Origin of the sequence: Helicobacter pylori NCTC 11637 = CCUG 17874 = ATCC 43504 = JCM 12093 (assembly GCF_900478295.1) — a bacterium.
GTDB lineage: Bacteria > Campylobacterota > Campylobacteria > Campylobacterales > Helicobacteraceae > Helicobacter > Helicobacter pylori.
In genome coordinates, this window is sequence record NZ_LS483488.1 from 208,465 (window position 1) to 227,996 (window position 19,532).

16 protein-coding genes, 5 tRNA genes and 1 other RNA gene are annotated in these 19,532 nt (G+C 40.1%); 11 read left to right on the forward strand and 11 right to left on the reverse strand.

Annotated elements, in window-relative coordinates:
- Nucleotides 1–9: 9 nt before the first annotated feature.
- Complete coding sequence (gene kdsA, locus DQL14_RS00975) at nucleotides 10–840, reverse strand: 3-deoxy-8-phosphooctulonate synthase (RefSeq protein WP_108169534.1); 831 nt, start codon at nucleotides 838–840, stop codon at nucleotides 10–12.
- Nucleotides 827–1,492 (reverse strand): carbonic anhydrase, encoded by a 666-nt coding sequence (locus DQL14_RS00980; protein WP_108169535.1) that lies wholly within the window; start codon nucleotides 1,490–1,492, stop codon nucleotides 827–829. The genes kdsA and DQL14_RS00980 overlap by 14 nt, the downstream gene beginning before the upstream one ends.
- 119 nt (nucleotides 1,493–1,611) lie before the next feature.
- Between DQL14_RS00980 and pyrF the strand changes: the two genes are divergently transcribed.
- Nucleotides 1,612–2,295, forward strand: coding sequence for an orotidine-5'-phosphate decarboxylase (gene pyrF, locus DQL14_RS00985; RefSeq protein WP_050829490.1), 684 nt, complete (start codon nucleotides 1,612–1,614; stop codon nucleotides 2,293–2,295).
- Nucleotides 2,296–3,126 (forward strand): pantoate--beta-alanine ligase, encoded by an 831-nt coding sequence (gene panC, locus DQL14_RS00990; RefSeq protein ID WP_108169536.1) that lies wholly within the window; start codon nucleotides 2,296–2,298, stop codon nucleotides 3,124–3,126.
- 13 nt (nucleotides 3,127–3,139) lie between these two features.
- Here the strand turns inward: panC and DQL14_RS00995 are convergent.
- The 8 genes from DQL14_RS00995 to groES form a co-directional block, all read right to left on the reverse strand.
- A tRNA-Glu gene (locus DQL14_RS00995) sits at nucleotides 3,140–3,215 on the reverse strand.
- 62 nt (nucleotides 3,216–3,277) lie between these two features.
- Nucleotides 3,278–3,354 (reverse strand) — tRNA-Asp (locus DQL14_RS01000).
- Nucleotides 3,355–3,394: 40 nt separating this feature from the next.
- A tRNA-Val gene (locus DQL14_RS01005) sits at nucleotides 3,395–3,470 on the reverse strand.
- Nucleotides 3,471–3,506: 36 nt separating this feature from the next.
- Nucleotides 3,507–3,581, reverse strand: a tRNA-Glu gene (locus DQL14_RS01010).
- A gap of 10 nt (nucleotides 3,582–3,591) precedes the next feature.
- A tRNA-Lys gene (locus DQL14_RS01015) sits at nucleotides 3,592–3,667 on the reverse strand.
- Between the two features lie 478 nt (nucleotides 3,668–4,145).
- A complete protein-coding gene (gene sabA / locus DQL14_RS01020) occupies nucleotides 4,146–6,245 on the reverse strand; it encodes a Hop family adhesin SabA/HopD (protein ID WP_108169537.1) in 2,100 nt (699 codons plus the stop codon).
- Between the two features lie 340 nt (nucleotides 6,246–6,585).
- Nucleotides 6,586–8,226, reverse strand: a complete 1,641-nt coding sequence (gene groL / locus DQL14_RS01025; protein ID WP_108169538.1) for a chaperonin GroEL — start codon at nucleotides 8,224–8,226, stop codon at nucleotides 6,586–6,588.
- 24 nt (nucleotides 8,227–8,250) lie between these two features.
- The gene (groES, locus tag DQL14_RS01030) at nucleotides 8,251–8,607 is read right to left on the reverse strand and encodes a co-chaperone GroES (protein ID WP_000671927.1); all 357 of its coding nucleotides are present in this window, start codon (nucleotides 8,605–8,607) and stop codon (nucleotides 8,251–8,253) included.
- Nucleotides 8,608–8,884: 277 nt separating this feature from the next.
- On the opposite strand from groES, the gene dnaG reads away from it, so the two are divergent.
- From dnaG to DQL14_RS01065, 6 genes are all read left to right on the forward strand, one after another.
- Nucleotides 8,885–10,564 carry a DNA primase gene (dnaG, locus tag DQL14_RS01040; RefSeq protein ID WP_108169539.1) on the forward strand — a complete coding sequence of 560 codons (1,680 nt, stop codon included), beginning with the start codon at nucleotides 8,885–8,887 and terminating at the stop codon, nucleotides 10,562–10,564.
- Nucleotides 10,561–11,613, forward strand: a complete 1,053-nt coding sequence (locus DQL14_RS01045; RefSeq protein WP_108169540.1) for an MnmA/TRMU family protein — start codon at nucleotides 10,561–10,563, stop codon at nucleotides 11,611–11,613. Before dnaG ends, DQL14_RS01045 begins: the two co-directional genes overlap by 4 nt.
- Nucleotides 11,614–11,702: 89 nt before the next feature.
- A complete protein-coding gene (locus DQL14_RS01050) occupies nucleotides 11,703–12,530 on the forward strand; it encodes a DUF5718 family protein (RefSeq protein WP_108169541.1) in 828 nt (275 codons plus the stop codon).
- A gap of 145 nt (nucleotides 12,531–12,675) precedes the next feature.
- The gene (locus DQL14_RS01055) at nucleotides 12,676–12,957 is read left to right on the forward strand and encodes a TrbC/VirB2 family protein (protein WP_001272690.1); all 282 of its coding nucleotides are present in this window, start codon (nucleotides 12,676–12,678) and stop codon (nucleotides 12,955–12,957) included.
- Nucleotides 12,957–13,220: a competence protein ComB gene (locus DQL14_RS01060; protein WP_108169542.1), complete on the forward strand. Its 264-nt coding sequence runs from the start codon at nucleotides 12,957–12,959 to the stop codon at nucleotides 13,218–13,220. Before DQL14_RS01055 ends, DQL14_RS01060 begins: the two co-directional genes overlap by 1 nt.
- A gap of 1 nt (nucleotide 13,221) precedes the next feature.
- The gene (locus DQL14_RS01065) at nucleotides 13,222–15,585 is read left to right on the forward strand and encodes a VirB4 family type IV secretion/conjugal transfer ATPase (protein ID WP_108169543.1); all 2,364 of its coding nucleotides are present in this window, start codon (nucleotides 13,222–13,224) and stop codon (nucleotides 15,583–15,585) included.
- A 49-nt stretch (nucleotides 15,586–15,634) separates the two neighbouring features.
- Here the strand turns inward: DQL14_RS01065 and ffs are convergent.
- An RNA gene (gene ffs, locus DQL14_RS01070) (signal recognition particle sRNA small type) lies at nucleotides 15,635–15,732 on the reverse strand.
- 171 nt (nucleotides 15,733–15,903) lie between these two features.
- Here ffs and DQL14_RS01075 point away from each other — a divergent pair.
- From DQL14_RS01075 to nspC, 3 genes are all read left to right on the forward strand, one after another.
- Nucleotides 15,904–17,244: a COG3014 family protein gene (locus DQL14_RS01075; RefSeq protein ID WP_162296840.1), complete on the forward strand. Its 1,341-nt coding sequence runs from the start codon at nucleotides 15,904–15,906 to the stop codon at nucleotides 17,242–17,244.
- A gap of 100 nt (nucleotides 17,245–17,344) precedes the next feature.
- The gene (gene cheV1 / locus DQL14_RS01080) at nucleotides 17,345–18,310 is read left to right on the forward strand and encodes a chemotaxis protein CheV1 (protein WP_000785454.1); all 966 of its coding nucleotides are present in this window, start codon (nucleotides 17,345–17,347) and stop codon (nucleotides 18,308–18,310) included.
- Complete coding sequence (gene nspC / locus DQL14_RS01085; RefSeq protein ID WP_108169545.1) at nucleotides 18,307–19,524, forward strand: carboxynorspermidine decarboxylase; 1,218 nt, start codon at nucleotides 18,307–18,309, stop codon at nucleotides 19,522–19,524. Before cheV1 ends, nspC begins: the two co-directional genes overlap by 4 nt.
- Nucleotides 19,525–19,532: the final 8 nt, after the last annotated feature.

Sequence of the window (19,532 nt, forward strand, 5' to 3'; positions counted from 1 at the left end):
GAAATTCCTTTAAAATAAATTTTGGATTTTTAACATGTCGGTTACTAAGTGTTCTAGCTCGCTAGGTTTTAGCATGTTCGCCCCATCGCTTAGGGCGTTTTTAGGATCAACATGCGTTTCAGCGAACAACCCATCAATCCCCACCGCCGCCGCCGCTCTGGCTAAAATAGGGGCAAAAGAGCTGTCTCCCGAACTTTTCCCGTTCGCTCCCCCTGGCATTTGCACGCTATGGGTAGCGTCAAAAATCACAGGGGCAAACTCTCGCATGATTTTTAAAGAGCGCATATCCACCACTAAATTCCCATACCCAAAGCTACTCCCCCTTTCACACAGCCACACGCCATTTTTTAACGCTGTTTCATAAGTGGGGCTTTGAATGCTGCTATCCCTTGTTTTAAGGGCTTTTAGAACAGAATATTGCATGTCTTTTGGGTTCATGAATTGCCCTTTTTTGATATTGATAATAGCGTTAGTTTGGCTCACTTTTACAATCAGGTCCGTTTGGCGGCACAAAAACGCCGGGATTTGTAAAATATCCGCTACTTTGGCCGCTGTGCTTGCTTGATAGCTCTCATGCACATCGGTTAAAATTTTATAACCAAATTCCTCTTTGATAATTTGTAACATTTCTAGGCCTTTTTCTAAACCAGGCCCTCTGTAACTCTCTAAACTCGTGCGGTTCGCCTTATCAAAACTCGCTTTAAAATAAAAATCCAATCGCTCGTTGTTGGCTAGGGGTTGCAATTTAATAGCGATACTTCTTAGATTTTCTAAGCTCTCAATGACGCATGGGCCAGCGATTAAAACGGATTTGGGGGTTTTTGTTTTAGAAGTTTTCATGACTTTTCCTTTGTTTAATGGTTTCTTCAATCGGCTCAAAAAAATGGCTTTCAAAATTATAATTATAAATCCTGCCTGTTTCTATGATGTAGTGCCAACCAAAAATTTTTAATTCGTTATTTATCACTCTTTCTTGAATGAAATCATAGCTTAAGAGGTTGTTGAGTTGCAAGAGCACGTTCAAACGCTCTGTAAGCCATGAACGCTTGGCGAAATGGTTGCTGAATTGTGGGTGGTTTTTTAACTCTTCTTTGATAGGCTCTAAAAATTGTATCCAGTCTGCAATGTAAGGGGTTTTAGCTTTGGTGGTTTCATCATTAATTGAATGAATGCTCCCGCAAGCCCCACAATCGCTATGCCCGCAAATGATTAAGTTTTGAACGCCCACATGCACAATAGCGTATTCAATGCTCGCAATAGTAGAAAGGGACTCTTTATGGCTTGTTTTAGGGGGGATCACATTGCCCATGTTGCGGATCACATACAATTCGCCCGGTTTGGTGCCAGTGATTAGATTAGGCACGACTCGTGAATCCACGCAAGAAATGAACAAAGTGTGGGGCTTTTGCTTGGTTTTTAAGCTCTCATAAAGCTCTTTAAGCTCTTCGTATTCATTCTCTTGAAACTCTAACGCTCCTAAAAACGCTTCCACTCTTTAACCCTTAATCTCATTTGATTAAAATTCGTTTGTTTTTAAAACGCTTATCATAGCTAAAAATCTTGCATTTCTTTTTGTTATAATGGCGTTATTTTACACTTTAAAGGGCTTTCATGCAATTATGTGTCGCATTGGATTTAGAAAAAAAAGAGGACAATCTTTCTTTATTGCAAGAATTAAAGGGCTTAGATTTATGGGCTAAGGTGGGGCTTAGATCTTTTATAAGAGACGGGGCTGTTTTTTTAGATGAAATCAGAAAGATTGATGGGAATTTTAAGATTTTTTTGGATTTGAAGCTCTATGATATTCCTTATACCATGGCAAATGCCGCTCTAGAATGCGCGAAATTAGAAATTGACATGCTCACCGTGCATTTGAGCAGCGCTAAAAGCGCGCTAACCATTTTAATGCAACGCTTAAACGCTCTTAAAAAACGCCCTTTAATCATGGGCGTGAGCGCTTTAACCAGCTTTAGCGAAGAGGAATTTTTGATGGTGTATAACGCTCCTTTAAAAACGCAAGCGATCAAATTAAGCGCTATGGGTAAAGAGAGCGGGATTGATGGGGTGGTGTGTTCGGTGTTTGAAAGTTTGGCGATTAAAGAGGCTTTAGGTCAAGGCTTTTTGACTTTAACCCCTGGCATAAGGCTGGATAAAAATGATAAAGAAGATCAAGAAAGGGTGGCGAACGCTAAAGAAGCTAAACAAAATTTAAGCGATTTTATCGTAGTGGGCCGCCCCATTTATCAGGCTAAAGAGCCTAGAGAAGTGGTTTTAGAGCTTTTAAAGGATTGTTAAATGCGCGTGTTAGAAACGATTGCTGCTTTAAGAGAGTATCGTAAAAATTTGAAAGAAAGCGTGGGGTTTGTGCCGACTATGGGGGCTTTACACAAAGGGCATCAAAGCTTGATAGAAAGGAGTTTGAAAGAAAATTCCCACACGATTGTGAGCGTTTTTGTCAACCCCACGCAATTTGGGGCTAACGAAGATTTTAACGCTTACCCGCGCCCTTTAGAAAAGGATTTGGCTTTGTGTGAAGGACTAGGCGTTAATGCGGTGTTTACGCCTAAAATTGGCGAAATGTATCCCTATGAAATAGAGCAACGCCTGAAACTCTATGCTCCTAAATTTTTATCTAGCTCTTTAGAGGGAGCGGTGCGTCATGGGCATTTTGATGGGGTGGTTCAGGTCGTGTTAAAATTGTTCCATCTTATCAATCCCACTAGAGCGTATTTTGGCAAAAAGGACGCCCAACAGCTTTTAATCATTGAGCATTTAGTTAAAGATTTGCTTTTAGACATTGAAATAGTGCCATGCGAGATTGCGCGCGATAGCGATAATTTGGCTTTAAGCTCTAGGAATGTGTATTTGAATGCAACACAAAGAAAACAAGCCCTAGCCATTCCAAAAGCTCTAGAAAACATCAAGCAAGCCATAGATAAGGGCGAAAAAGCGTGCGAAAAGCTTAAAAAACTAGGGCTTGAAATTTTAGAAACCTTGGAAGTGGATTATTTGGAATTTTGCAACCACAAGCTGGAGCCTTTAAAGATCATAGAGCCAACTAACACGCTCATTTTGGTGGCGGCTCGTGTGGGTAAAACCAGGCTTTTAGACAATTTATGGGTGTAGTTTGGAATTTTTGTGGCGACCCTTGAAAGATTTGAACTTCCGTTTCCACCGTGAAAGGGTGGTATCCTTGGCCACTAGATGAAAGGGTCATTTTTAACGATTGACTATTATTTGAAAATAAAGCGTAGGAAATGATTTAAAAAGCACTTGGTGGCGGAGCGGACGGGACTCGAACCCGCGACCCCCTGCGTGACAGGCAGATATTCTAACCAGCTGAACTACCGCTCCCTATCCAAAATCCATAGCCTAAAAATGCATGCTTTAGTCATGGTGGTCGCTATAAGACTCGAACTTATGACATCTACCTTGTAAGGGTAGCGCTCTACCAACTGAGCTAAGCGACCAAAATATTGAGATAAAATCCAACTAAACTAAAAGAGTGGTGACTCCTAGGGGATTTGAACCCCTGTAACCACCGTGAAAGGGTGGTATCCTAACCACTAGATGAAGGAGCCACGATGCTCATGGTGACCCGTGTTGGATTTGAACCAACGGCCCATTCCTTAAAAGGGAATTGCTCTACCAACTGAGCTAACGGGTCTCACAAAAAGATAATGATACAATTTTTTTTAACGCTTGTCAAGAATAATTGAAAAATATTGCGGTTTTCATAGAAACGAAACGCTCTTAAAACGGCATAACAGCTTTTGCTTAAATAAAAACTTGGTTTTATGCTATAAGGATCACAATAGATGCGTTTTGGTTATTGGTTAGTATTGTTTTTGGGGTTTTAAAAAAGCTTTGTTTTTATCAAGATCTAACAAACCTTATTAGGATTTAATGCTTTTTTGTTTAAAAAATTTCATTGTTAAAAAATGGGGTTTTGTTTTATTGTTTTAGATCTTATTTTGTTGTAAAACGCATTTTCTTAAAGTTCTTAAAGTTCTTAAAGTTTTATTTTATTTTCTTAAAGGGATAGGGGTGGATTTTACGCTTGACCCCCAAAAAAAGGTTCAAAAAAAAGGCTTCAAAAGAAACCCCTTAAAAAGGGAGTTCCACAAAGGGTTTAACGCAAGCTTTTAATACGCAAACACATAATTCAAATACACGCTATAGAGTCTGCGGTATTCTAGTTGAGTGCCTAGCAAAGAATAGTAATTCGTGTTGATCGTGGGGATCTTCACGCCTAGTTCCACGCCATGTTGAGCCGCATGATCGCTCGCTTTCTTTTTGTTTTTAGCCAGATTCATTCTCAAGCCCAAGTTGAATAAGAATTGGAAATTCGCCACATTCATTTTAGCGCTATAGAAATTATTGAAGGTCGCTAAATTCACGTATTGAGAATTGAGCCACGAAGTGCCAGCTAAAGCAATCCCCCCAAACACCCCAAAAGAAATCTTATTGTTTTTGGTGGCTTTATCGTTGATAAAGTTATAGAGGACATCTGTTCCTACCCCATAAGTGAACACATCAGAGGCGGAGTTGAAAAAGCTGGATTTGATATAAGCATGGTTATAGTCAAAAAAGCCGTAATACCTAGCCCCCCATTTTCTCTTTTCACCAAAAAATTGTTTATACCCTATTTGCACACCGATCCCATTCATGGCACCATTGTTGGTTTGAGAGCTGATTAATCCAAAGCGTCTGAAAGGGTTATGCCCTAATTCTTGCGTGGCGCTTAATAATTGCGAATAAGCGCTTTGGTTGACTTGATAAACGGCCTGTAAGCCCCCGGGGTTATTAGGGTTAGTGGATTGGCTTATCAAATTTTTAAGGAATGGGGAATTGGGCGTGTTTGAAGCGGTCGTGGTGATGCTGTTATAAGTGCTGTTTAAATCCTTAAGGCTGCCTTTAAAATCAAGTATCGTGCGCGCCAGCAACTCAGATTGCTTGATTTGCTCGGCTTGAGTGCCAAAATGCACAAGGCTGTTGTTTAAAGCCGTTATGGTCTCTTCCACATAGGCGCAACCGGCTCCCCAAGTGTTGTTAGTAACCCCTGCATCAGGTAATGTCCCACCCCCATTGCGGCAAGCTGCCAAGTAATCTTTGGTGAAATGTTGCGGGATAGCGCTAAGATTGGTTTTGATTTGATTGGCTAGTTCAAGCATCTTGGCTTGCGCTTGCGCGTGATTGAGCATGTTTTGAGCGAAAGCCCTATCAGCAGAGGTGTAAGGATTGAAATCTTGCGGCGCGTTTTGATTGTTTTGCGGGTTGTTAAGGCTTTGAGCTTGTGCGACGATTTCTTGGGCGTTTTTGATCATGCTAGTAACGGCGCTAAACTCAGCGCTAAAGATTTGGCACGCATTCCCACTTGTATTGATATTCCATGGACTACCATTACCCGAAGTGTTTTCATTATGAGTAGATCGCACTAAAGGGCATTGCGTGTTAAGGACATTCATGATCGTGCTTGCTTGTTCTAAAAGGTTTTGAGCGGTATTGGTGAATTCAAAGCTTTGCGTTTCTTTGTGGTTCTGATTACTGCTAGTTACGCCATTACTGTTGCCATTTTTGTTACAAAACTGATTCACACCGCCGTTAATATCAGCTGTTTGTTTGCATTCGTAAGTGTATGTTACGGTCACTTCTGTGCCTTTTTGGTCTAATACAGGAAAACCATGTTGAGCCTTTAAAGCTTGTTGGATAGCTTGATAGGCTTTATTGAGTTTTTCAAATTCTTGGATAGACATGGATTTACCAGGACCAGTCGATTCATACCGGTTGCAAGTAATACTCGTTGTGCCGGATCCTGGTTGGTTATTAAAGACCACGCTGCCAGGCCCACTCCCTGTGCCGTTCCCGTTCCCGCACATGATCGCATAGCCGATGACATTCCACAGCCCCACCGCTGCATTGATCGCCAAATACACCGCTTGATACGCGGGGGAATTGGTTTTTTCGCCGGTCAACCCTTGCGTGTTTGCTTTCAAATTATCGATCGCAGCATTGATTTCTGAAGGGCTGCTCGCGTTCGTTACCGCTTTATTGAGGTTGTTGAAATTGGTTAAAAGGTTGCTCAAATTCTCATAAGTGTCTGAAAGTTTTTTCAATTCGCCGGTGTTTTTCACCATTTGAGCGGCTTCGCCGATTTGATAGCCCGCGCTGATAAAAAAGCCGTTGTCTTCAGCGTTTAAAAGCGATGAAGCGAGAGAGAGAGAGAGTAAAAGGGTTTTTTTCATAAATATCCTTTGAAATTAAATTGAGTGATTGAGATTTTATACATTAAGTAAGAATGTATTAAAAGCATTGTAGCATAAAATCGTTTTTTTTTTGTCATTTGGAGAAATTTTAGAATTTTTGCATTTTTTGCGCGTTTGTTTGGGTGGTATTGGAAAGGGTTTTTAGATTTTGTTTTAATGGAGCACTAATGATAAAAGCTTAACAGAGATTTTTTGTTGTGCGTTTTTAAAAGCGAGCGGTTTTGTCAAATGAAAAGCACCCCCCAAAAAAGAGATTTTAGAAAGGGGGGATTTTAGAGAAGGGATTTTAAAAGCAGATGATACTAAAAAGCAAGGGGGCTTACATCATGCCACCCATGCCACCCATTCCGCCCATGCCTCCCATATCAGGCATTGCTGGGGCCGCTTTTTCTTCTTTGATTTCATGCACGGTGGCTTCTGTGGTTAAAAGCAGGCTTGAAACCGAAACCGCATTTTGTAAAGCGATCCTTTCTACTTTTAGGGGGTCAATAATGCCTTCTTTAAACATATCCACATACTTGCCATTGCTAGCGTTAAAACCAAAATGCCCTTCGTGTTTTTCTACTTCATTCACGACCACACCGCCATCATAACCGGCATTGATAGCGATTTGAGCTAATGGGGCTTTAATGGCGCGCATGATGATTTCATAGCCCACTTTTTCATCATCGTGTAAATTCAAATGCACTTTTTGAGCCGCGCGAATGAGGGCCGCACCGCCACCAATCACAATGCCTTCTTCAACCGCCGCTTTAGTCGCGCTCAACGCGTCATCCACCCGGTCTTTTTTCTCTTTCATTTCCACTTCACTCGCAGCGCCCACTTTAATCACAGCCACACCGCCAGAGAGTTTAGCCAATCTTTCTTGCAATTTTTCTTTGTCATAATCGCTTGTCGTGCTTGCAATTTGGGTTTTGATTTGCGCAACTCTGTCTTTAACATCATCGCTATGGCCTTTGCCATCTACGATCGTGGTGTTGTCTTTGTCAATCACAATCCTTCCGGCTTTGCCTAAAAACTCCACTTCAGCGTTTTCTAAAGTCAAGCCCAATTCTTCGCTAATAACTTGACCGCCGGTTAAAATAGCGATGTCTTTGAGCATTTCTTTTCTTCTGTCCCCAAAGCCTGGAGCTTTAACCGCTGCGATATTCAACACGCCTCTTAATTTATTCACCACTAGAGTCGTTAAAGCTTCGCCCTCAATGTCTTCAGCGATGATTAAAAGCGGTTTGCCCTCTTTCATGGTTTTTTCCAATAGCGGGAGGATGTCTTTCATGCTAGAGATTTTTTTGTCCGTTAAAAGGATGTAAGCGTTATCCAATTGAGCGGTCATTTTCTCAGCGTTCGTTACAAAATAAGGGGAGAGGTAGCCTCTATCAAATTGCATGCCCTCTACGACATCTAATTCATCTTCAATGCCCTTAGCCTCTTCAACGGTGATCACGCCGTCTTTGCCCACTTTTTCCATAGCGTCAGCGATGAGTTTCCCGATATTGTGATCGGAGTTTGCAGAAATAGTCGCCACTTGGGTGATTTCTTCTTTACCGCCTACTTTTTTGCTCGCTTTTTTAAGCTCATTAATGATCGCTTCAGCGGCTTTATCCATGCCTCTTTTCACTTCAATAGGGTTAGCCCCAGCCGTGATATTCCTCAAACCTTCTTTAAAAATGCTATAAGCCAGCACGGTCGCTGTGGTCGTGCCATCGCCGGCGGCATCAGCGGTTTTGCTCGCTACTTCTTTAACGAGTTGAGCGCCCATGTTAGCCACCGGGCAACTTAATTCAATCTCTTTAGCCACGCTCACGCCATCTTTGGTGATGCTTGGAGCGCCATAGCTTTTTTGAATCAACACATTCCTGCCTCTTGGCCCCATGGTTACTTTAACAGCGTCATGGAGTTGTCTCACGCCTTCAAATAAAAGGTTTCTCGCACTATCTGAAAATTTGATTTCTTTTGCCATTTTGTATCCTTAATAATAATGTTTTTAGTGTTTTTTGTGATCATGACAGCAAGCTTCATGCTCTTTAGCATGCTTATGATCATGATTACCTGTATGACAGCAAGATCCCGCACCCACAATGCCTAGAATGTCTTCTAGCTCTAGCACCATGTATTCGGTGCCGTCTAAAACGATTTCTGCGCCTTTGTATTTGCCAAAAGCGATCACATCGCCTTCTTTAACGCATTTGCAACCCTCACTGATTTTATGGCTAACGGCTTTGACTACGCCCATTAAAGGCTTTTCTTTAGCGTTATCAGGGATGATGATGCCTGAACTGGTTTTGTTCTCTTCTTCAAGTCTTTCTACTAAGACCCTTTCTCCTAATGGTTGAAACTTCATTTCAGTTCTCCTAAGTTTTGATAAATAAAATAGAAATTTAGCGCTTATTGTTATTAAGCGACATAACTATAGCGCATTTTTAGGGATAAGTCAAGCCATAAAACCAAACATAAGATTATAATTATAAGGATTATTAAGTCTATTTGTATAAAGTTTCATTAGTTTAAAAATATAAGGATTAGAAAAAGGAGCGTTATCAATAAAGATTTTATTTATTGAGTATAATCCCTTTTGAGAAAGTCAAACCAAAAAAGCCCATTTAAAGAAAGCATGAAAAATGATTCTTAAAAGTTCCATTGATCGCCTTTTGCAAACGATAGACATTGTAGAAGTCATTAGCTCCTATGTGGATTTGAGGAAGTCAGGCTCGAATTACATGGCTTGTTGCCCTTTTCATGAAGAAAGGAGCGCGAGTTTTAGCGTCAATCAAGTTAAAGGGTTTTACCATTGCTTTGGGTGTGGGGCGAGTGGGGATAGCATTAAATTTGTGATGGCGTTTGAAAAACTTTCGTTTGTGGAAGCGCTTGAGAAATTAGCCCACCGATTCAATGTGGCTTTAGAGCATGACAAAGGCGTTTATTACGATCATAAAGAAGATTACCACCTTTTAGAAATGGTGAGTTCGTTGTATCAAGAAGAGCTTTTTAACGCCCCGTTTTTTTTGAATTATTTGCAAAAAAGAGGGCTTAGCCTAGAGAGTATAAGAGCGTTTAAATTAGGTTTATGCACGAATAGAATTGATTACGGCATTGAAAATAAAGGCCTGAATAAGGATAAACTCATTGAATTAGGCGTGCTAGGCAAGAGCGATAAAAAGGATAAAACCTATTTGCGCTTTTTGGATCGCATCATGTTCCCTATTTATAGCCCTAGCGCTCAAGTGGTGGGTTTTGGAGGGCGCACCTTAAAAGAAAAAGCGGCCAAGTATATCAATTCGCCCCAAAGTAAGCTTTTTGATAAATCCAGTTTGCTCTATGGCTATCATTTGGCTAAAGAACACATCTATAAACAAAAGCAAGTCATTGTAACAGAGGGGTATTTGGATGTGATTTTATTGCACCAGGCGGGTTTTAAAAACGCCATAGCCACGCTTGGGACAGCTTTAACGCCATCGCATTTGCCCTTGCTTAAAAAAGGCGATCCCGAAATTCTTTTGAGCTATGATGGGGATAAGGCAGGGCGAAACGCAGCCTATAAAGCGAGCTTGATGTTGGCTAAAGAGCAAAGAAAGGGGGGGGTGATTTTGTTTGAAAACAACCTCGATCCTGCGGAGATGATCGCTAATGGCCAGATTGAAACCTTAAAAGACTTGTTATCGCGCCCCATGGCTTTTATTGAGTTTGTTTTAAGGCGCATGGCAAATTCCTATCTTTTAGACGATCCTTTAGAAAAAGATAAGGCCCTTAAAGAAATGTTAGGGTTTTTGAAAAACTTTTCCTTGCTTTTACAAAGCGAATACAAGCCCTTAATCGCTGCACTTTTGCAAGTGCCTTTGCATGTTTTAGGGGTTAGAGAGCGAGTCTCTTTTCAGCCTTTTTACCCCAAAACAGAAAAATCCAATCGCCCTCAAAAGTTTGCGCATGTTCCTAACACGATGAGTTTGGAATTTTTAGAAAAATTAGTGATCCGCTATCTTTTAGAAGACAGAAGCTTGTTGGATTTAGCAGTGGGTTATATCCATAGTGGGGTATTCTTGCATAAAAAACAAGAATTTGACGCCTTGTGTCAAGAAAAATTGGACGACCCTAAATTAGTTGCGTTATTATTAGATGCGAATTTACCCCTAAAAAAAGGGGGTTTTGAAAAGGAATTGCGTTTGTTGATCTTGCGCTATTTTGAGCGGCAACTCAAAGAAATCCCTAAAAGCTCGCTCCCTTTTAGCGAAAAAATGATCTTTTTAAAAAAGGCTCGCCAGGCCATTATGAAATTAAAACAAGGAGAATTAGTCGCCATATGAAACCAATAAAAGCTTTAGCCCTATTTAGTGGGGGGTTGGATAGTTTGTTGTCTATGAAATTACTCATTGATCAAGGCATTGAAGTAACCGCTTTGCACTTTAATATAGGGTTTGGAGGGAATAAAGATAAAAGAGAGTATTTTGAAAACGCCACCGCGCAAATCGGGGCTAAGCTCTTAGTGTGCGATATTAGAGAGCAGTTTTTTAACGATGTGTTGTTCAAGCCCAAATACGGCTATGGGAAATATTTCAACCCTTGCATTGACTGCCATGCCAATATGTTTAGGAACGCTTTTTATAAAATGCTTGAATTGGATGCGGATTTTGTTTTGAGCGGGGAAGTGTTGGGGCAACGCCCTAAATCCCAAAGGAAAGAAGCGCTCAATCAGGTGAGGAAATTAGTCAGAGAAGTGGGCGAAGAGGCGCGTTTTGATAAAGTTTTAGACCGAACGCAAGCAGGCGGTGAAAAACCGCAATTTTTAGATGAATTGCTCTTAAGGCCCATGAGCGCTAAACTCTTAGAGCCTACTTTTATGGAAAAAAAGGGTTTTGTTGATAGAGACAAGCTTTTAGATGTGAGTGGTAGGGGGCGCACTAGGCAATTGCAAATGATCAAAGATTATGGCTTGAAATATTATGAAAAGCCAGGTGGGGGGTGCTTGCTCACAGACATTCAAGTGAGCAATAAGATTAAGAATTTGAAAGAATACAGAGAAATGGTGTTTGAAGACAGCGTGATTGTCAAAAACGGGCGTTATTTTGTCTTACCCCATAACGCTCGCTTGGTGGTGGCAAGGAATGAAGAAGAAAACCATAAATTAGACATTGAGCACCCCTTAATGGATAAGATTGAATTACTAAGCTGTAAAGGCCCTTTGAGTTTAGTGGATAAAAACGCCAGCCAAGAAGATAAAGAATTGGCCGGCCGTATCGCTTTAGGCTATGCTAAGACTTTAAAAAATCAAGCTTACCTCATTCAAATAGGGGATCAAAAGCACGAACTTTACCCTTTGGATAAAGAGAGCGCTAGAGAATATTTGTTCGCTTGAAAGGGGAGTTTTTGAGAATTTTAGGGGTTTTCTTTTTATGCTATAATGAAAAAAGCTCTAATCATTAAGCTATTTGCTAGGAGGTTTGCATGCAAGAGTTTTTAGGTTTTGGTGTGGTGGGGAATTTTGCAGGGCATTTGGAGCAAGCAGGAGAGAGTCATAGTTTTATTAACATGAAAAGCGAAGAAAAGGACGCCCCTAAGGGGTTGTTCCCTTTTTATATCCCGTATGAGAATTGCTATTTGGGGCGTTGTTGCATTGATAATCATAAGATTATTTTGCCTAGTGATCCAGATTTAAGGGTGCAAGCAGAGCCAGAAATCGCTTTAGAATGCGATGTTAAATACGATGAAAAACATTTGGTAACCAAGCTCGTGCCTAATTTTTTCATGGCGTTTAATGACGCTTCTGTGCGCAATTTAGACGCCGCAAAACTCTCCCAAAAAAAGAATTTTTCACCAGCTTCTAAAGGCATAGGGCAGAAATTGCCTATTGATAGGTTTGTTTATGGGGGGGTGTGCAACAATTTCTCTATCGCGTCTTTTTTGAAATACGATAATGTTTGGCACATTTACGGGGAAAACAGCAAATTGCTCAAATACGAGTTTTTTTATCAAAAGCTTTTAGATTGGATCAAAGACCAATTAAACCACCAACAAGATGGCGACTCTTTAGAGGCTCTAAGGCCTTTTTTAGAGCGCCATAATTTCCCCACTAAAATGATTTTTGCGATTGGGGCTACCCCTTATATGCCTTTTGCGCAAGAGCATTTTTTACAAAAAGGCGATGAGGTGGTGATTGTCGCTTACAACCACTTGCAATATAGTTTTGAAAAGATTCAAAGCCTCTTAGAAGAAGACACCCTACAAACCAAAGAACACACTAATCTTTCTTATGTCTATCAAATCGTAGAATAGTAAGGCTTTTTTCTCTTCAGCTTTGCTTTTTTACCCTTTCAAAGATTAAATGCACCCCTTTTGACTCCCATTTAGAGGATTTTTATGGTTTTTTTGAGATAATAAAGCGTTATAAAGTTAATTAAAATTAAACAAAAGGGTTTTGATGTCCGCTCATTTTTTAAAAATCGTTTTTTTAGTAGGCATGTGCGTTTCAAGTTTGTTCGCTGAAGGTTTAGAGGGGTTTTTTAACGCTCTAGAAGCCCAGCTCAAAAGCCCCATCGCTAAGGGGATTTTAATGGTGATTTTCATAGGGATCGCTATTTATGTGTGGAGGAATTTAGACCGGTGGAAAGAGATTTTATTCACGATCCTTGGCGTGGTGTTTGGGATTTTTTTATTCTTTAAGGCCCCGAGTTTAGCGAATTGGTTTATGGGAATTTTTTAATGATTATCCTGTCAGCGAGCGTGAAGAATTTGCGTGAAATTTCGGTTAAAGAAAAATTTTTATGGCTGAACGCTAAATCTTATTTGATTTCTGTTTTTGTGCCTTTTATTTTGCTCCCTTGGATTGATTTATTGAGTGCTTTTTTATTGTATTTAGGGTTTTTAGCGTTCTTTAGCGTGCTGGAATTTTTTGATGAAGATATTGCAGATATTATTGTGGCTAAAAGCAAAATAAAGACTAAAACCAAATGTTATAGAGCGTAGGATGTTAGAAAAGCTTTTGAGCGCTATCAAACAAAAGGTTTCAAACTATTTTTTAGGGGTTTTGCCTAAAAGCTATTCTATGAGCGAAGAAAACAACATTTTAGGCTTGTATGATGAGTATTTTTTACTCACTAAAAACGAAAACTTAGTGGGCATCCTCCGTTTAGAGGGGGTGAGTTACACCCATTTAAGCACAGAGCAATTGCAAGATCTCTTCACCGAGCGCCAAATGGCGTTGGATTCTTTAGAAAAAGTCGTGGCGCGCCTTGTGGTTAAAAGGCGTAAAATTGATCACCAACAAAACATTCAAACTGACTCTAAATACTTGCAAGCGATTTTGAATCAATTTGAAAACAAAGAGGTGTATGAAAATCAGTATTTTTTAGTTTTAGAAAGCGCGCATTCTTTACAGGGCGTTTTAGAGCATAAGAAAAAATCCTTAATGCATGCCAATAGGGAAAATTTTAAGGACATTCTCTCTTATAAAGCGCATTTTTTGCAAGAAACTTTAAAAAGCTTAGAAATCCAGCTCAAAAACTATGCCCCCAAACTCTTAAGCTCCAAAGAGGTTTTGAATTTTTATGCGGAATACATTAACGGGTTTGATCTCCCCTTAAAGCCCCTAGTAGGGGGGTATTTGAGCGATAGTTATATCGCTAGTTCTATCACTTTTGAAAAAGATTATTTCATTCAAGAAAGCTTTAATCAAAAAACCTATAACCGCTTGATTGGCATTAAAGCTTATGAGAGCGAGCGCATCACTTCTATAGCGATCGGAGCGCTTTTATACCAAGAGACGCCACTAGATATTATCTTTTCTATAGAGCCTATGAGCGTCAATAAAACGCTGGGTTTTTTAAAAGAGAGGGCCAAGTTTAGCATGTCCAATCTCGTTAAAAACGAGCTGCTAGAATACCAAGAATTAGTCAAAACCAAACGCCTATCCATGCAAAAATTCGCCCTAAACATTCTTATCAAAGCCCCCAGTTTAGAGGATTTAGACGCTCAAACGAGCTTAGTTTTAGGGCTTTTATTTAAAGAAAATTTAGTGGGCGTTATAGAAACTTTTGGCTTGAAAGGGGGGTATTTTTCCTTTTTCCCTGAACGCATCCACTTAAACCACCGCTTGCGTTTTTTAACCTCTAAAGCCTTAGCGTGTTTAATGGTGTTTGAAAGGCAAAATTTAGGCTTTAAGGCTAATTCATGGGGGAATAGCCCTTTGAGCGTGTTTAAAAATTTGGATTATTCCCCTTTTTTATTCAATTTCCACAACCAAGAAGTGAGCCACAACAACGCTAAAGAAATCGCCAGAGTGAATGGGCATACTTTAATCATAGGGGCTACCGGGAGCGGTAAAAGCACGCTGATTAGCTTTTTAATGATGAGCGCTTTGAAATACCAAAACATGCGCCTTTTAGCCTTTGACAGGATGCAGGGGCTGTATTCTTTCACAAAATTTTTTAAAGGGCATTACCATGACGGCAAATCTTTTAGCATCAACCCCTTTTGTTTAGAACCTAATTTGCAGAATTTAGAATTTTTGCAATCCTTCTTTTTGAGCATGTTTGATCTTGCCCCTTCAAGGGATAAAGAAGCCTTGGAAGATATGAATGCGATTTTTAGCGCGATTAAGAGCCTTTATGAGACCTTATACCCTAAAGCTTTTAGTTTGCTAGACTTTAAAGAAACGCTTAAAAGAACTTCGTCTAACCAATTGGGCTTGAGTTTGGAGCCGTATTTGAATAACCCCCTTTTTAACGCTTTGAATGACGCGTTCAACTCCAACGCTTTTTTAAATGTGATAAACCTAGACACCATCACCCAAAACCCCAAAGACTTAGGGCTTTTAGCCTATTACTTGTTTTATAAAATCTTAGAAGAATCCAGGAAAAACGACAGCGGTTTTTTGGTTTTTTTAGACGAGTTTAAATCCTATGTGGAAAACGATTTGCTGAACACCAAAATTAACGCTTTAATCACGCAAGCCAGAAAAGCTAATGGCGTGGTGGTGTTGGCTTTGCAAGATATTTACCAATTAAGTGGGGTTAAAAACGCTCATAGTTTTTTGAGCAACATGGGGACTCTTATTTTGTATCCGCAAAAAAACGCTAGGGAGTTGAAGCACCATTTCAATGTGCCTTTGAGCGAAACTGAAATTTCTTTTTTAGAAAACACCCCCTTGTATGCCAGGCAGGTTTTAGTCAAAAATCTGGGTAATGGGAATTCTAACATGATTGATGTGAGTTTAGAAAGTTTAGGGCGTTATTTGAAAATCTTTAATTCAGACTCTAGCCATGTGAATAAAGTGAAAGCGTTACAAAAAGACTACCCTACAGAGTGGCGTGAGAAACTTTTGAAGAGCTAGTTTTAAAAAGTTAGTTTTGTTTTGAAAAGTTAATATTATTTTGAAGCACTCCTATTCAGATGGCTAAGGCACACAAGAAATTAGGGGACTCTGCTGTATTCCTACCCTGAAGCGTTACCCTAAAATCCTATTGCATAGGTCTAAATAAGAGCTTAGGGATCATTTTAGCCATAAAAAGCTTATGTTTTCATTAAAAATGTTATGATACGCTCAAATAGTCAAGCAAAAATGCCAATTAAAAGGGTTAGATTGAAAATATTCGTTCTGTTGATGTCGGTAATTTTAGGAATATCATTAACAGGTTGCATAGGCTATCGTATGGACTTAGAACATTTTAACACGCTCTATTATGAAGAAAGCCCTAAACAAGCTTATGAATATTCCAAACAATTCACTAAGAAAAAAAAGAACGCTCTTTTATGGGACTTGCAAAACGGCTTGAGCGCTTTATACGCCAGAGATTACCAGACTTCTTTAGGGGTATTAGATCAAGCCGAGCAACGCTTTGATAAAACCCAAAGCGCTTTCACAAGAGGGGCTGGTTATGTGGGCGCTACCATGATTAATGATAACGTGCGCGCTTATGGGGGGAATATTTATGAGGGCGTTTTAATCAATTATTACAAAGCGATAGACTACATGCTTTTAAACGATAGCGCGAAAGCTAGGGTGCAATTCAACCGCGCGAACGAACGCCAGCGCAGGGCTAAAGAATTTTATTATGAGGAAGTGCAAAAAGCCATTAAAGAGATCGATTCTAGCAAAAAGCACAATATCAATATGGAACGCTCTAGGGTGGAAGTGAGCGAGATTTTAAACAACACTTATTCTAATTTAGACAAATACGAAGCTTATCAGGGCTTGCTTAACCCGGCGGTTTCGTATCTTTCAGGGTTGTTTTACGCTTTAAATGGGGATAAAAATAAGGGGTTAGGCTATCTTAATGAAGCCTATGGGATCAGTCAAAGCCCTTTTGTAGCTCAAGACTTGGTTTTTTTTAAAAACCCTAATAGGAGCCATTTCACTTGGATCATCATTGAAGATGGTAAAGAGCCGCAAAAAAGCGAATTTAAAATTGATGTGCCTATTTTTATGATTGATTCGGTTTATAATGTGAGTATAGCCTTGCCCAAGCTAGAAAAAGGGGAAGCGTTTTATCAAAATTTCACCCTCAAAGATGGAGAAAAAGTAACGCCCTTTGACACTTTAGCCTCAATAGATGCGGTGGTCGCTAGCGAATTCAGGAAGCAATTGCCCTACATTATCACTAGGGCTATTTTATCGGCTACTTTTAAGGTGGGCATGCAAGCGGTGGCGAATTATTATTTAGGGTTTGTTGGGGGGTTAGTAACTTCGTTGTATTCGGGTGTGAGCACCTTTGCAGACACCAGAAACACAAGCATTTTTGCCCATAAAATCTACCTTATGCGTATCAAAAATAAAGCTTTTGAAAATTATGAAGTTCGAGCTGATTCTATTGACGCTTTTTCGTTTTCATTAAAGCCTTGTAAAAGATCGCTTGAAAACCCTAAAGTCATTGACGCTAGGGAATTGCTTTCTGGGTTTGTAACAGCCCCACAAATCTTTTGCTCTAACCGCCATAATATTTTATACATCCGCAGTTTTAAAAACGGGTTTGTTTTGAGTCGTTTAAAATGATTTAAAAAACCCCCAAAGATAGTTTTTAAGTGTCGTTGGCATTAAACACAAACACGATATAATTATAAAACGATACGAAAACCTAAATTAAGGGGAAGTCATGGCTGATAGTTTGGCGGGCATTGATCAAGTTACGAGTTTGCATAAAAATAACGAGTTGCAATTGTTGTGTTTCAGGCTGGGTAAAAACAAGGATTTGTATGCGGTCAATGTCTTTAAGATCCGTGAAGTGGTGAAATACCATGGCAATCTCACTATCATCAGCCACGAAAACAATTCGCTTGTTGAGGGGCTAATCATTATAAGAGAGCTCACCATTCCCTTGATTGATATGAAGAAATGGTTTTATTATGACAGCCAAAACAAAAACAAGGATTTACGCCCTTATAGGATAGAAAAAGAAAAAGGCGAAGACGATATTGTTATGATCTGTGAGTTTTCTCGCTGGACTATAGGGGTTAGGATCTATGAAGCGGATAGGATTTTGAGCAAGAAATGGACTGAAATGGAGCAAAGCGCTGGGCTAGGGGGATCTGCAGGCAATAACAAACTCGTGAGCCGCACGCGCTATTTTGACGGGCGCTTGGTGCAAGTGGTGGATATTGAAAAAATGCTTATAGACGTGTTCCCTTGGATTGAAGATGAAAAACACAACGATTTAGAGACGCTCTCTAAAATCCATTCTAACCAATGCGTTTTGCTCGCTGATGACTCCCCAAGCGTTTTAAAAACCATGCAAATGATTTTAGACAAGCTGGGCGTCAAGCATATAGATTTTATCAATGGCAAAACCTTATTAGAGCATTTGTTCAACCCCACAACCGATGTGAGCAATATTGGCCTGATTATTACCGATTTGGAAATGCCAGAGGCGAGCGGTTTTGAAGTGATCAAGCAGGTTAAAAACAATCCTTTGACTTCAAAAATCCCTATCGTGGTCAATTCTTCTATGAGCGGGAGTTCTAATGAAGACATGGCCAGGAGTTTAAAAGCCGATGATTTCATCTCTAAGTCTAACCCCAAAGACATACAGCGAGTGGTTAAGCAATTTTTGGAATTAGCATGAAAAAATACAGCGCTATCCCCACCCCTTGCTATGTGCTAGAGAGCGAACGCTTAGAAAAAAACGCCAAGATCTTAGAAATCGTGTGCCAACAAAGCGGGGCAAAGGTTTTGCTCGCTTTAAAGGGGTATGCGTTTTGGCGTGAGTTTGGGATTTTGAGACAAAAATTGAACGGGTGTTGCGCGAGCGGTCTTTATGAGGCTAAGCTCGCTTTTGAAGAATTTGGAGGGCGAGAGAGCCATAAAGAAATTTGCGTTTATAGCCCGGCTTTTAAAGAAGCTGAAATGAGCGCGATTTTACCCCTAGCGACAAGCATCATTTTCAACTCTTTTCACCAATACGCCACCTATAAAGACAGGATTTTAGACAAAAACAAGCAATTAGAAAACTTGGGCTTAAGCCCCATTAAAATGGGCTTGAGGATAAACCCACTCTATAGCGAAGTAACCCCAGCGATCTATAACCCATGCTCTAAAGTGAGCCGGTTAGGGATTACGCCTAGCGGATTTGAAAAGGGGGTGAAAGAGCATGGCTTAGAGGGGGTGAGCGGGTTGCATTTCCATACGCATTGCGAGCAAAACGCTGACGCTTTGTGCCGGACTTTAGAGCATGTAGAAAGGCATTTCAAGCCTTATTTAGAAAACATGGCGTGGGTGAATTTTGGTGGGGGGCATCATATCACTAAGAGCGATTATGATGTGAATTTGCTCATCCAAACGATTAAGGATTTTAAAGAGCGTTATCACAATATAGAAGTGATCTTAGAGCCTGGGGAAGCCATAGGGTGGCAATGCGGGTTTTTAATCGCAAGCGTGATAGACATCGTTCAAAACGATCAAGAAATTGCAATATTAGACGCTTCTTTTAGCGCTCACATGCCCGATTGCTTAGAAATGCCTTATCGCCCTAGTATCCTTAAAGTTTCCGTAGAAAATGATGAAGAAATTATTGAAGTTGAAAAGGGCGAAAATCAAGGGGCGTTTTCTTATTTTTTAGGCGGCCCTACTTGTTTAGCGGGGGATTTTATGGGGAGCTTTAGTTTTGATGCGCCTTTAAAAAGGGGCGATAAAATCGTGTTTCAAGACATGCTCCATTATACGATCGTCAAAAACAACTCGTTTAATGGCGTGCCGCTCCCAAGCTTGGCTAAATTGGATCAACAAGGGTTTAAAATCCTTAAAAACTTTTCTTATGAAGATTATAAAAACAGAAACTAAGGCTTTTG

Bases quoted from the DNA above. Each gene is read 5' to 3' on its own strand.
- kdsA (WP_108169534.1), bottom strand. From the start codon at position 840: ATGAAAACTTCTAAAACAAAAACCCCCAAATCCGTTTTAATCGCTGGC.
- pyrF (WP_050829490.1), top strand. From the start codon at position 1,612: ATGCAATTATGTGTCGCATTGGATTTAGAAAAAAAAGAGGACAATCTT.
- panC (WP_108169536.1), top strand. From the start codon at position 2,296: ATGCGCGTGTTAGAAACGATTGCTGCTTTAAGAGAGTATCGTAAAAAT.
- sabA (WP_108169537.1), bottom strand. From the start codon at position 6,245: ATGAAAAAAACCCTTTTACTCTCTCTCTCTCTCGCTTCATCGCTTTTA.
- groL (WP_108169538.1), bottom strand. From the start codon at position 8,226: ATGGCAAAAGAAATCAAATTTTCAGATAGTGCGAGAAACCTTTTATTT.
- groES (WP_000671927.1), bottom strand. From the start codon at position 8,607: ATGAAGTTTCAACCATTAGGAGAAAGGGTCTTAGTAGAAAGACTTGAA.
- dnaG (WP_108169539.1), top strand. From the start codon at position 8,885: ATGATTCTTAAAAGTTCCATTGATCGCCTTTTGCAAACGATAGACATT.
- DQL14_RS01045 (WP_108169540.1), top strand. From the start codon at position 10,561: ATGAAACCAATAAAAGCTTTAGCCCTATTTAGTGGGGGGTTGGATAGT.
- DQL14_RS01050 (WP_108169541.1), top strand. From the start codon at position 11,703: ATGCAAGAGTTTTTAGGTTTTGGTGTGGTGGGGAATTTTGCAGGGCAT.
- DQL14_RS01055 (WP_001272690.1), top strand. From the start codon at position 12,676: ATGTCCGCTCATTTTTTAAAAATCGTTTTTTTAGTAGGCATGTGCGTT.
- DQL14_RS01060 (WP_108169542.1), top strand. From the start codon at position 12,957: ATGATTATCCTGTCAGCGAGCGTGAAGAATTTGCGTGAAATTTCGGTT.
- DQL14_RS01065 (WP_108169543.1), top strand. From the start codon at position 13,222: ATGTTAGAAAAGCTTTTGAGCGCTATCAAACAAAAGGTTTCAAACTAT.
- DQL14_RS01075 (WP_162296840.1), top strand. From the start codon at position 15,904: ATGGACTTAGAACATTTTAACACGCTCTATTATGAAGAAAGCCCTAAA.
- cheV1 (WP_000785454.1), top strand. From the start codon at position 17,345: ATGGCTGATAGTTTGGCGGGCATTGATCAAGTTACGAGTTTGCATAAA.
- nspC (WP_108169545.1), top strand. From the start codon at position 18,307: ATGAAAAAATACAGCGCTATCCCCACCCCTTGCTATGTGCTAGAGAGC.